Here is an 11,583-nt window from a genome sequence, read left to right as displayed (position 1 = left end):
TTAATCATTAAAGCGCCCTATGACTGACGATAAAGTTGGCATTGCGATTGCTATAATAAACGACACCTCTTTCGTGCCACATAGCAGCGGCAAACTTTTGGCGTTAGCACGAATCGACTTGGAGTATGAGTAATGGATATTGATCGTGATACTTATTATGGTTTGATTCACCACGGGATCCGAGAATTGGTTATCGATCGGATTGGCCATTTCAGTGAATTTGAATACCACCAATATCTAGGCTTAATTACTGGCAAAGATTCCTGTTTTTCAATGACAGATGAAGAATTGCAGATAGCCGTCGCCAATTTAAAAAGTGAAGGCTATTTAGAAGACATGAAACGAGCAATACCACAACTTGAAACCAGCGGCTGGGAACGCTGATCCATTTCTAGTTAATTTGTTTCGAATTGTCTCTTTCTATTTAGCTCTGACACGGTTTTGGTTAGACTGTGCGCAACGTTTAAATCGGAAGCATGAACACGAATGAAACAACTTATTGATTTTATACCACTCATCATCTTTTTTGCCCTTTTCAAGATGTACGACATCTATGTCGCCACAGGGGCACTTATCGTGGCCAGTGCGGTACAGATTGCCCTGACCTACGCACTGTATAAAAAAGTTGAAAAAATGCAGATCATCACGTTTTTGATGGTGACTATCTTCGGTGGTATGACGATTTTCTTTCACGATGACAATTTCATTAAATGGAAAGTCACCATTGTTTACGTTGTTTTTGCCTTGGGCTTGACCATCAGCCACATCATGGGCAAATCAGCTATTAAAGGAATGCTTGGCAAAGAGCTAACCTTACCTGAACACGTATGGGCAAAAATCAACTGGGCGTGGGTTTTCTTTTTCAGCGTTTGCGCTGTACTAAACATCTACATTGCATATCAACTGCCATTGGATGTTTGGGTCAACTTCAAAGTATTTGGCTTATTAGCCGCAACTTTTGTTTATACCTTATTAACAGGCGTTTTTATCTACAAACACCTGCCAAAAGAGAAGCAAGTTTCCGAGAGCAAGCCCTCCTCGCACGAGCACTGATTGCACTAACCTTCTCGCTAGGACTCATTCAGAGGACTCTTTGAGTGCAAAACAGGCTGTCTTTGGTATAATCCGTCCCTATTTTTCAGCGACCACTTTGGTCGCTGTTTTGTTGTTGTGGATGTCGAAAAATGAATCAGGAAAATAGTGCCCCAAGAGGCCAATTATTGCTACGCACCTTAGCCATGCCAGCAGATACTAACGCCAACGGTGACATTTTCGGCGGTTGGATCATGTCTCAACTCGACTTGGCTGGCGCAATTTTAGCCAAAGAGATCTCATTTGGCCGCGTTGTCACTGTGTCTGTTTCTAGCATTACGTTTAAAAAACCCGTCAAGGTAGGTGATGTGGTGTGTTGTTATGGTGAATGCACCAAAATTGGCCGCACTTCAATGTCAGTCAATCTTGAAGTATGGGTAAAACCCATCAAATACGACAGCGTGGGAGATCGTTTCCAAGTATGTGAAGCAACCTTCAATTATGTCGCCATTGATACCGATGGCCGCCCTCGACCGATTAAGCCTAGCAACTGATCACAGAAATTCAGTTTGGTTGCTTTCAATACGCGCCAGTTTCAGTACAGTAAGGCCTCGACTTCATTATCAAACAATAAGGATATCAATATGTGGTACGTTATTTTCTCTCAAGACGTAGAAAACTCGTTGGAAAAACGCATGAGTGTCCGGCCACAACATTTAGAGCGCTTACAAACCTTGCAAGATGAAGGTCGTCTATTAACCGCAGGGCCAATGCCAGCAATTGATTCGGAGAATCCAGCAGAAGCTGGGTTTACGGGGTCAACAGTCATCGCTGAGTTTGATTCTTTAAGACAAGCTCAAGCATGGGCGGATGCCGATCCTTATGTTGCTGCCGATGTGTATCAACATGTTATCGTTAAACCCTTCAAGAAAGTGTTTTAAGATGAAAGTCATTCTCTGTGCTCTGTTTACAACGCTGGTACTGGTGGGTTGTAGCTCGAATGGTGATCAGCAAAAATATTTGGAAGCCGTAGCCAGTAATCGCGCGAATGTGATTAGCGCTGAGTTACCCTTAGAATTTGGGCCTTTGTCCGTGATGCGTGCCAGTGCTAAAGGCAGTACGGTGGAAATTATGATGATTTACAATGAGGGTCAAAAAGGAGCAAAGCCGATTGATCAAGTGTTGAAAACCAGCATCAATACCTACTGCTCGGATTCAACCACACGCGCTAACCTCGACCTCGGCTTGACTTATCGAATTAAAATGCGCAATACGCGGGGCCAACTTGTTGTGGACCAATTCATTAGTAAAGCAACTTGTTCGGCACAATAGTCCTCCCCTTATTAGTGATGACCACCACTTTATTCGTAAAAAACAGAGGCTTCATTTGAGGCCTCTGTCAAGATTAATGTGGCTTAACTTTGCTGGGGTTTAAGCTCTTTGCGCAGCGCTTTAGCTGCTGACACTAAGTTGGTCAGTGCTGCCTCCACTTCATTCCAATTGCGCGTTTTTAAGCCGCAATCAGGGTTAACCCATAATCTCTCTGCTGGAATTTTTTCCGCCGCTTTACGCAACAAACCTTCAATCCACTCTTGAGAGGGAATGTTTGGCGAGTGTATATCGTACACACCTGGGCCAATTTCATTCGGGTAGTTAAACTCTTCAAACGCTTTGAGCAGTTCCATATTCGAGCGAGAAGTTTCAATCGTAATCACATCGGCATCCAGTGCCGCTACTGAGTCAATGATTTCATTAAATTCGCTGTAACACATGTGAGTGTGGATCTGCGTTTCGGGTTTCGCACTCGCCGCCGCAATTTTAAATGCCTCAACCGCCCACGCCAGATATGTTTGATGATCACGCTTCTTCAATGGCAACCCTTCACGAATCGCAGGTTCATCAATTTGGATGATGTTAATGCCCGCTTGCTGCAGGTCTGCCACTTCATCACGCAAAGCAAAAGCCAACTGCTGAGTGATGGTTTGACGAGAAACATCTTCACGAGGAAACGTCCAGCATAAAATCGTTACAGGCCCAGTCAACATTCCTTTCATTTGCTTCGCAGTCAATGATTGAGCATAAGTAGACCACTCCACCGTTATCGGTTTTTCACGTTCAATATCGGCCACCACGATAGCCGGTTTTACGCAGCGTGAGCCGTAACTTTGCACCCAGCCAAATTGCGTAGTCTGGAAACCGGCTAAGTTTTCAGCAAAGTACTCCACCATGTCGTTACGCTCAGCTTCACCGTGCACTAACACATCGAGATCAAGTGCCTCTTGACGTTTTACTGCATCGGCAATGTGCCCTTTCGATGCATTGATATAATCAGCGTGTGCCAGTTTACCTTGGCGGTAAGCACTGCGCTGATGACGGATCTCACTCGTTTGAGGGAATGAGCCTATGGTTGTCGTTGGCAAAAATGGCAACCCTAACACTTCAGCTTGGTGATGAGCGCGCTCTGAATAAGGTGCACTGCGCTCAGAGAGTGCCGCCGTTATGCTGTTGACTCTCGCCTGTACATGCGGTTTATTAACGTGAGTTGCCGTTTTACGTGCAAGTATCGGTTGGCTATAAGTTTCACAGGCCAGAATCGCCGCGTCATCACCGTCCAGTGCTTTACCAAGTAAAGCAACTTCTGTCACTTTTTGTTTGGCAAATGCAAACCAGCTTTGTACTTCATCACTGAGCTGCTGCTCAAGATCTAAATCGACCGGGCTATGCAAGAGTGAACACGAGCTCGCAATCCACAGACGATCCCCCAGTTGCTGCTTCACTGGCTGTAAACGAGCCAATAACGTCGCAAGATCGGCGCGCCACACATTGCGTCCATTGACCACACCTGCCGAAAGTACCCAATTTTTTGGCAATTTCTCTAGTACCGCGTTCAATTGATCGGCAGAAGCGGAGAGATCGATGTGCAATCCATTTACTGGTAGCTCAATGATTTTATCGAGCGTATCAAGCACCGAATCAAAATAAGTAGTCAGTAACAGTTTTACATCACCAGCGATCACTTGATAAGCCAACTTAAATGCATCTTGCCACTTTGATTCTAGCTCTAACGCTAAAATAGGCTCATCGATTTGTACCCATTCCACTCCTTGTTTAGCAAGCTTAGCTAAAATTGCTTGATAAGCGGTCAATAAACGAGGCAGTAAGGTCAGGCGATCAAATCCCTCTTCGACCTCTTTACCCAAGTAGAGGTAGCTCAGCGGGCCAAGCAGTACAGGCTTAACTTGGTGGCCTGCTTTCGATGCTTCATTGACTTCCTCAAACAGTTGAGGCCAGCTGACTTCGAACGTATCGTCTTGGCTGAACTCCGGCACAAGGTAGTGATAATTGGTATTAAACCATTTAGTCATATCAGAAGCTGCACTTCCGCTACAGCCGCAACCCGCTTGTGATTGACCACGTCCAACGCGAAAGAGTGTATCTAAATCAGGAAAGCCGTTTTTATGACGTTTAGGAACGTGTCCAAGGAGCAATGTGGTTGTGAGTACGTGATCATACCAAGCGAAATCGCCTACGGTTGAAAAACTCAGACCCGCTTGTTGCTGCTCAGCCCAGTTTTTCTGACGAATGTCATGCCCCACTTGCAATAACTGCGCTTGATCGCTTTCGCCACGCCAATATTTTTCTAACGCAAATTTCAGTTCGCGTTTTTCTCCAATGCGTGGATAACCTAAGATGTGAGTCGTCGTTGTCATGTCCCTAGTCCTTTTGCTGTTGATCGTGTCTGATTCTTTATCGCATAAGATAAAGATGTCTGGATGGCTAGACTATCCATCTAAACTGACCCACAGACAAGGTGCAATTATTCAACTTGTTTATTAAAAAAATTCATGTTGATTGCAGAGAGCTTTAATTGACATCAAGATAAATAGACGTCTAGATGTTTACAGCTCCATATTAAAAGCGTAACTTAGCTCAGAACAGCAGAATGGTCACCGTGTTGATGCGACCCACGATATTGGTATCAACTACCATTCTCTCAAAGGAATGAAGGAAAATAATGGCAATGATTGAACTTAAGCATCTGAAGACTTTAGTTTCTTTAAGGGACAGCGGCTCACTCACCTCAACAGCTACCGCGCTCCATTTGACGCAATCGGCCCTTTCACATCAGATTAAAGATCTCGAGACACGCATTGGCGGGCCACTGTTTCTACGTAAAACTCGCCCAGTGAAATTTACCTCAGAAGGAGAGATCCTACTGAAACTGGCTGACGAGATCCTGCCAAAGCTGGCCAGAGCTGAAAATGATTTAGCCAGTTTGAAAGAAGACGTCAATGGGCGCTTACACATGGCGATTGAATGTCACTCTTGCTTTCAATGGTTGATGCCAGCGCTGCGCGAATATCAGCTTGCTTGGCCAAGTGTGACGTTAGATTTTTCGTCCGGCTTTGGCTTTGAACCTTTACCCGCATTGCTGGCCGGCGAACTTGATTTGGTCATCACTTCCGATATTTTGCCTCGCTCAGAGGTACACTACGAACCACTCTTTGATTTTGAAATGCGCCTTATCACCTCTACAACTCACCCGCTTGCGGGAAAATCGGTGATTGAACCAGAGGATCTCGCCTCACAAACGATGCTCACTTACCCCGTACAAAAGCAGCGTTTGGATGTGGTGAAACACTTTCTACAACCTGCTAGTGTTGAACCCGCGAAGTGGAAACAAGCCGACAACACTTTGATGCTAGTACAAATGGTCTCTGCTGGATTAGGTGTGGCAACATTGCCAAATTGGGCCATCAGCGAGTTCTCTAGGCAGGGGCTTATTACCAGCAAGCCACTAGGGAAAGGTTTATGGCGTCGACTATTTGCCGCAACACGCCACAGCGAAAAAGATCGCCACTATTTACAAGCTTTTTTTGCCACCGCGCGCCAACAATGCAAAAGCCACCTTGACGGGATCAAGATGGCTTAAACTATTCGTCGTATCGACATGGCTATTTGAATGACAGTGCGGTTGGTTAACTGTCACTGCACGCTGCTTAGCACTAGCGTTGGTTCGCTTTAAATTGGTTGGTCAGTGGGTCGTATTGGTAACCTAAAACATCCAGCTTACCGACTACATTTTCTCTATCCATTTCATACATACTGGCAAGTTCTTCGAAGCTGTCACACTCTAAGCGTAGCTTCTCATTGACGATGCCAAGTAATATATTGCTATCAAAACGGCTGACGTTACTCAAATCCATGGCTCACTCCTATAGCAAAGAGACCACTAAAGACTAGCGGTAAAATTCGCACTAAAGAGTGACCCAGGTCTAGAGATTAAACAAACCTTGAAAACAAATACTGGTTGCCAGCATCAATAACAAGGCTGCCGTTAATTGAATTTTCTCAGCGCTTTTGGCAAACAAGATATGCCAGCACCACACGATAATACCTGCAATCATGAAACCGAATGTCGTTAGTAACGGCAATGTTGCTTGAGCCAACGTTTCGTCATCTAACCCGTACGCGTGCGGCACAACGCATAAAGCGATCCCCATCGAGCAGAGAATGCCCACAACGGGTAGAACTCGATGGAAAGCTTGTAAACGCGAGCGCGCTATCGTTAGTAGAAGGTGCGAGAAACTCGCGCCCAACAAACCAACCAACAGCAACATGGCGATAGAAGCTGACCAATGACCCTGCTCTGATATCTGAATCGCGACATAAGCCAAGGCAAGGCCATTCGCCAAATACAGTGCCCATAACGGGCCTTCATCTCGAGTTTTCTTGGTTTGAACTTGTGAATAGAAATAGAAGATGGAAAAGACGACCAAAAAGGCTTCAATTTTTAGTGAAGCCACTGCCAACCAAAGCACACCAATGGCTGGCAAGACGCGATGAATACGGCCACGTTGTCCAGGACAAATATCCCCTTTGACCAGCACTAACGTCAGTAAGATTTGCGCACCGAGCAGCATGGGTGAAAAAACAGAAAGTAAGGTTTGAATCATAATCTAAACATCATCTGGAAACATCTGGGCGCGATAATAGCAAAGAGTAAGCGCGGATGCCCAGAGAAGGTTACTGACTTTCGGCCAAATACCTCAGCACGTCCGCTTGAGTCAATAAGCCTTTGTAACGAGTGTTATCGACCAGTACCCATGGAAACGCATGTCCTTTTTCGATCAAATTCACCACTTGATTCAGCTCGGTGTACGCGTCAAGCTGAGTGAAATGAAATTTCATGATCTGATTCACGGGCTTACGCCATACAGCCGCTTCACGCGTGGTTTCAAGATCGGTCCCCATGTTCGGCGTCAGATATAAATTGAGTGAGGCCACATCGACGATGCCGACACACTCTCCTTGATTGACGACTGGCAGCACATCAACTTTAGTCGCTTTAATATACTGATAAGCAAGAGAGATTGGCTCACTGGGATCCAAATGTGGTTTCCCCTCTTTGAACAGATTGAGCAAACAGTTGGGCTTTCGCTCTTGTTCCACTTTAGCGCCTGAATACACAAAACGGTTACGATACTCCTTGGCCCGAACCAGTTCCTTAAGCGGTAGTGGTTTTGAAAAAATATAGCCTTGTATGTAGTCAATGCCCAATGATTTAAGCACCCAAACCTCATGCTCTGTTTCTACTCCCTCGGCAACCACTTTCACGCCGAGTGTGTGCGATAGCTCAGTGATCATTTTAACAATGCTGTACTTATTGCTGTTGACCTGAATGTCCGTGACAAACTCGCGATCTATTTTTAAATAATCAAAATTGCAATCACTGAGGTAGGTAAAAGAGGAATAACCCGTACCAAAATCATCAATCGCAACCGTTACGCCGCGCGATCGAAGAGCATTGAGGGCATCTACCTGATGAGATTGGCTATCAAAATAGGCGCTTTCAGTTAGCTCAATGGTGACTGATTGAGGCGTATCCGTGTAGCGATCAATGATCTCCATGGTATTGGTTAAAATCTGCGTCGCATCCATTTTGGTATTGAAAGAGCGGTTGATTGTTACCCCAACACCTTGGCCAAACAAGGTTTTTATCTTGGGTAAATCTTGCAAAGACAAGATACTGACACAACGATCAAGCTCGGCAATCAAATCCAGATCTTCCGCGATACCAATCATTTCTTGCGTGGTAAAAGCTAAATCGGGCACAGGCTTAAAACGGCATAACGCTTCGAATTTCGCAATGTTCCATGTTTTAGTATCGACAATCGGTTGGTAGTGTATCTCCAAGTCCTTCTGCGCAATCGCTTTAGCGACTCTGTCTTCCAAGTTTTTTCTACGTTTCACTTGTTGATGTATTTCACTGTGATAGAAACTGATGTTACGCGCTTCCCCTGCATGTTGTTCAAGCATTGCTTGCATCGCATGCGTCACCATTCGAGCTGGCGTTTTTGCATCGAACCCTAAAACAGACACACCAATTCGGCCATTAATAATCGCGGCGTGCGAGCTCGATTCGTTCTTTAACTCTTTCATAAAGCGACGGATCGCATGCTGGATGAGGCGAAAGTCGGTAGTTTTTTTGCACTCTGAACAGCTCAAACTGACCAAATAAATATCTTTTCCCACATAGCCCACCAGCTTTACTTCTTTACTGCGCGCCAAAAAGCTAGAAAGCATCAAAGTTTCTGTATGATGTAGCCCTGATTCAAACGCAGGTTGAAAAGCCAAAACAATTTGTGTTTGGCCTTTGGGGTACTCCATGCAATATGTTTCGAGCAAGGCTTTAAACTTTTGTTCGGTGGGTAGTTGCGTCAAAAGATCGATATCCCCGAGCGCCGTATCGGCTACGCGATGAAGATTATCGGCTAAATCGAGCGTCATCCCTACAAAGAAAACTCGGCCATCTTGCAGTACGATTTTTTGAATCGTTAATTCTTGTGGTGCAACCAGCCCAGATGCCCGACGATTGAGAATGACACCGCTCCAATGATCTTTGGTGTTGATGTCATGCCACATCGATTGGTAAAACTCTTTGGAATGCTTGCCTGCATTAAATAGGTTGGCTTTTAATCCAAGTAGCTCATTTTGTTTGAAACCTGAATGCTGCTCAAAATAGTGGTTACAAGCCAAAACCCGCGTTTGATCGTCGGTTAGGATCAAACCATGATGTGTATTATCAAACACTCCTTCAAAAAGCTTGGCCACCTCTTGCAATGATTCCAGTTTGAGCAGCGGTCGAATCGTACCTTGCAACTGCGTGAGAGAGGTACGCTCGATAAAAATCTCCACATAAGTTAACGCCTGATCCGAAATAACAAGGTTGCAATTTAAGGCATGGCTTTTGCCACTTTCAATCACATACTTGAAGCAGCGCTTCATCTCTGCAGCTTTGCTCGGCGTCATATAACGCAATAATTCTTGAATATTGGCTATCGAAACACGGGAATGAAGTAACGCATTCGCCGCTTTCAGATCACAAATAAATTCGGAAGTCGTTAGGTTAAACGACCAATCAATCGCATCATATCGAGCCACTGGCGGTTCTCGAAGCACTGCCTTTTCTCGTAGCTCTTGAGACTTCACCTGTGTCATATAGACTCCAACTCATTCAAATAATTGACCATTAATGGCACAGCATAGAGCAAAACTTAATCACAAGCCGTGAGTTAGCACTAATGATGTAAATGCAGTTGCTTATTTATTATTTTAGGCCAGACAAGCCATATAAAAAACGCCGAACATCAATACACCTCAAAAGGAGTAGCCTAGAACTATCGTAATCGAAAGAAAATAACGAACATAAAATGACCAATACGTTCGTTTTATAAGCTACTGAAATACATTAACTTGCCTTATTTGATTAATATATCTTGTCGATATGATAATTATTACTGATTGACGAGATTCATTAGCCTCTATATGGTACCGTTCCCACACCCAAGAGGTGCTGGAAAAACTAATCCGAGGTACTCATGAACAAACCCCTTTTTTCAGTCGCGCTAGGAGCGCTTCTGTTTACATCTTTTCAGTTCAGTGCTTCTGGAACGGAATCCGGAATATCAACTAGAATCATCAATGGAACCCCTGCTGACGCGGGTAACTTTCCCTTTATGGTTGCCTTACACTATTCAACTCTTAAAAGCTCTTTTTGTGGTGGCAGCTACTTGGGTGATAAGTATGTACTTACCGCCGCTCACTGCGTAGCAGGAAAAAACCCGCTCAATGCTGAGGATATTGAAGTGACGGTTGGAGCGTATGACTTACGTACTAATGCCGGTCGTCGGGTGAAAGTCAAACAAATCTATTATCATGAAGCTTATGATGATGAAACTCATGCTGACTATAACGAAAGATCCAACGACATCGCGATCCTTGAATTAGAAAACTCATTACCAATACAAGCAGTCACTCGCCCTAATACTGGTGCACTTGATACGCTAGCCGCTGGCACGGCTTTAGAGATAATTGGCTTTGGGGCAACGAGTTACAGCCAACTGTTGAATAAATCGAGCAATCCTTCTCAAATCTTGCGTAAAGCCGAAATATCGTTAATTGGTACTGCACAGTGCAGAACTTTGGGTGGCGGCTATTTAGATATACAAAATGATGCTTTTTGTGCGAGCAGTTACCCGCAAGATACCTGCCAAGGTGATAGCGGTGGCCCCGTTTTTATCAATGACGGCGGTAATTTTATTCAATATGGTGTCGTTAGTTGGGGGCGTGGTTGCGGCTTACAAGACGCGGCTGGCGTTTATGCCAAAGTCGACCATTTTAATGATTGGCTGACTCAAAGAACATCAAAGGTTTCTTTCCGACAATCTCAACACAAAAACGAGATTAAGTATGGGCTTCATACCCATCGCTTTAATTTTGTAAACGGCTCTGATGAGATTATTACCGCAAACAACGTCACACTATCTCCAGCTTCTGCAAATATCACAGCCGAAAACTGTTCACAAGGCTTGGCTCCGAGTAGCCAATGTTATGTTGATGTTTCTTATACCATTGATTCAATGATACCTGCTGATGTGCGCTTAGAGATTGACACTAACAGCCCACTAAACTTAGGAACCGTCACCTCGTCACTAAAGCTCAATACGGTTCTACAACCTGCTGCAAAATCACTAGAGGGGTTAATTACCGTACCCAATAGCAGTCTTAGTGTGAATGTAAACCCTTGGCTAGAAGAAGATGGTTGGCTACGTTCTGCCATTATGAACGATAAAGCGAGATCGGTTTTGTTTCTTGAAAACGTCCCTAAAGGAAAAGTAAGTTTTGATTTCCAAGTCTCCTCTACTTTTATTTATGATTCCTTAATTGTGAAAGTGAACGGTAGCACTTACATAATCGAAGATGGTGAACGTAGTGGCAGCAGAACGTTATATTTGAATGAAGAAGTCAACGATATCCGCTTTGAATACGTAAAGACATCAAGCACACCAACCGGCAGTGATGCGGCTTACATCAAAAATTTGAAATATGAAAAGCCTTACTCCTTTACCTTACCCCCACTTTCAGGAGGTTCAGGCGGCGGTAGTACTGGTGGAATGACTTTATTGTCAATGCTGGCCGCCTTATTGATTCGACGTCGTTACTTGAGCCACTAACTCTTGTCTAAAGGTCAACCCGTTTTATTACTGG

General features: G+C 44.5%; 11 protein-coding genes. 7 read left to right on the top strand and 4 right to left on the bottom strand.

Going from position 1 to position 11,583, the window contains the following annotated elements:
* The first annotated feature begins 132 nt into the window (after positions 1-132).
* The 5 genes from NB504_RS01495 (at position 133) to NB504_RS01475 (ending at position 2,364) form a co-directional block, all read left to right on the top strand.
* Complete coding sequence (locus NB504_RS01495; protein WP_013857149.1) at positions 133-384, top strand: hypothetical protein; 252 nt, start codon at positions 133-135, stop codon at positions 382-384.
* 102 nt (positions 385-486) lie between these two features.
* Positions 487-1,053, top strand: a complete 567-nt coding sequence (locus NB504_RS01490; RefSeq protein WP_017042013.1) for a septation protein A — start codon at positions 487-489, stop codon at positions 1,051-1,053.
* Positions 1,054-1,184: 131 nt separating this feature from the next.
* Entirely contained in the window at positions 1,185-1,586 is a 402-nt protein-coding gene (gene yciA, locus NB504_RS01485; RefSeq protein ID WP_013857152.1) for an acyl-CoA thioester hydrolase YciA, read from the top strand.
* Positions 1,587-1,676: 90 nt separating this feature from the next.
* Positions 1,677-1,973, top strand: coding sequence for a YciI family protein (locus NB504_RS01480; RefSeq protein WP_258428119.1), 297 nt, complete (start codon positions 1,677-1,679; stop codon positions 1,971-1,973).
* A 1-nt stretch (position 1,974) separates the two neighbouring features.
* Positions 1,975-2,364: a GspS/AspS pilotin family protein gene (locus NB504_RS01475; RefSeq protein WP_017047758.1), complete on the top strand. Its 390-nt coding sequence runs from the start codon at positions 1,975-1,977 to the stop codon at positions 2,362-2,364.
* Positions 2,365-2,447: 83 nt separating this feature from the next.
* On the opposite strand, the gene metE is transcribed toward NB504_RS01475, so the two are convergent.
* Positions 2,448-4,742 (bottom strand): 5-methyltetrahydropteroyltriglutamate--homocysteine S-methyltransferase, encoded by a 2,295-nt coding sequence (gene metE / locus NB504_RS01470; RefSeq protein ID WP_258428118.1) that lies wholly within the window; start codon positions 4,740-4,742, stop codon positions 2,448-2,450.
* 311 nt (positions 4,743-5,053) lie between these two features.
* Between metE and metR the strand changes: the two genes are divergently transcribed.
* A complete protein-coding gene (gene metR, locus NB504_RS01465; protein WP_258428187.1) occupies positions 5,054-5,965 on the top strand; it encodes an HTH-type transcriptional regulator MetR in 912 nt (303 codons plus the stop codon).
* 73 nt (positions 5,966-6,038) lie between these two features.
* Here the strand turns inward: metR and NB504_RS01460 are convergent, their stop codons facing one another.
* The 3 genes from NB504_RS01460 to NB504_RS01450 form a co-directional block, all read right to left on the bottom strand.
* Positions 6,039-6,239, bottom strand: a complete 201-nt coding sequence (locus tag NB504_RS01460; RefSeq protein ID WP_010316942.1) for a DUF4250 domain-containing protein — start codon at positions 6,237-6,239, stop codon at positions 6,039-6,041.
* 69 nt (positions 6,240-6,308) lie between these two features.
* Positions 6,309-6,989 (bottom strand): hypothetical protein, encoded by a 681-nt coding sequence (locus tag NB504_RS01455; RefSeq protein ID WP_258428117.1) that lies wholly within the window; start codon positions 6,987-6,989, stop codon positions 6,309-6,311.
* A gap of 70 nt (positions 6,990-7,059) precedes the next feature.
* Positions 7,060-9,534 (bottom strand): EAL domain-containing protein, encoded by a 2,475-nt coding sequence (locus NB504_RS01450; RefSeq protein WP_258428116.1) that lies wholly within the window; start codon positions 9,532-9,534, stop codon positions 7,060-7,062.
* Between the two features lie 380 nt (positions 9,535-9,914).
* On the opposite strand from NB504_RS01450, the gene NB504_RS01445 reads away from it, so the two are divergent.
* Positions 9,915-11,549, top strand: coding sequence for a trypsin-like serine protease (locus tag NB504_RS01445; protein ID WP_254918097.1), 1,635 nt, complete (start codon positions 9,915-9,917; stop codon positions 11,547-11,549).
* Positions 11,550-11,583 lie beyond the last annotated feature (34 nt).

This window comes from Vibrio sp. RM-69-4 (assembly GCF_024743775.1).
GTDB lineage: Bacteria > Pseudomonadota > Gammaproteobacteria > Enterobacterales > Vibrionaceae > Vibrio > Vibrio anguillarum.
This window is presented reverse-complemented; position numbering and strand designations above follow the sequence as displayed.

Coding starts and splice junctions, on each gene's coding strand:
- NB504_RS01495 (WP_013857149.1), top strand. CDS start 133: ATGGATATTGATCGTGATACTTATTATGGTTTGATTCACCACGGGATC.
- NB504_RS01490 (WP_017042013.1), top strand. CDS start 487: ATGAAACAACTTATTGATTTTATACCACTCATCATCTTTTTTGCCCTT.
- yciA (WP_013857152.1), top strand. CDS start 1,185: ATGAATCAGGAAAATAGTGCCCCAAGAGGCCAATTATTGCTACGCACC.
- NB504_RS01480 (WP_258428119.1), top strand. CDS start 1,677: ATGTGGTACGTTATTTTCTCTCAAGACGTAGAAAACTCGTTGGAAAAA.
- NB504_RS01475 (WP_017047758.1), top strand. CDS start 1,975: ATGAAAGTCATTCTCTGTGCTCTGTTTACAACGCTGGTACTGGTGGGT.
- metE (WP_258428118.1), bottom strand. CDS start 4,742: ATGACAACGACGACTCACATCTTAGGTTATCCACGCATTGGAGAAAAA.
- metR (WP_258428187.1), top strand. CDS start 5,054: ATGATTGAACTTAAGCATCTGAAGACTTTAGTTTCTTTAAGGGACAGC.
- NB504_RS01460 (WP_010316942.1), bottom strand. CDS start 6,239: ATGGATTTGAGTAACGTCAGCCGTTTTGATAGCAATATATTACTTGGC.
- NB504_RS01455 (WP_258428117.1), bottom strand. CDS start 6,989: ATGATTCAAACCTTACTTTCTGTTTTTTCACCCATGCTGCTCGGTGCG.
- NB504_RS01450 (WP_258428116.1), bottom strand. CDS start 9,534: ATGACACAGGTGAAGTCTCAAGAGCTACGAGAAAAGGCAGTGCTTCGA.
- NB504_RS01445 (WP_254918097.1), top strand. CDS start 9,915: ATGAACAAACCCCTTTTTTCAGTCGCGCTAGGAGCGCTTCTGTTTACA.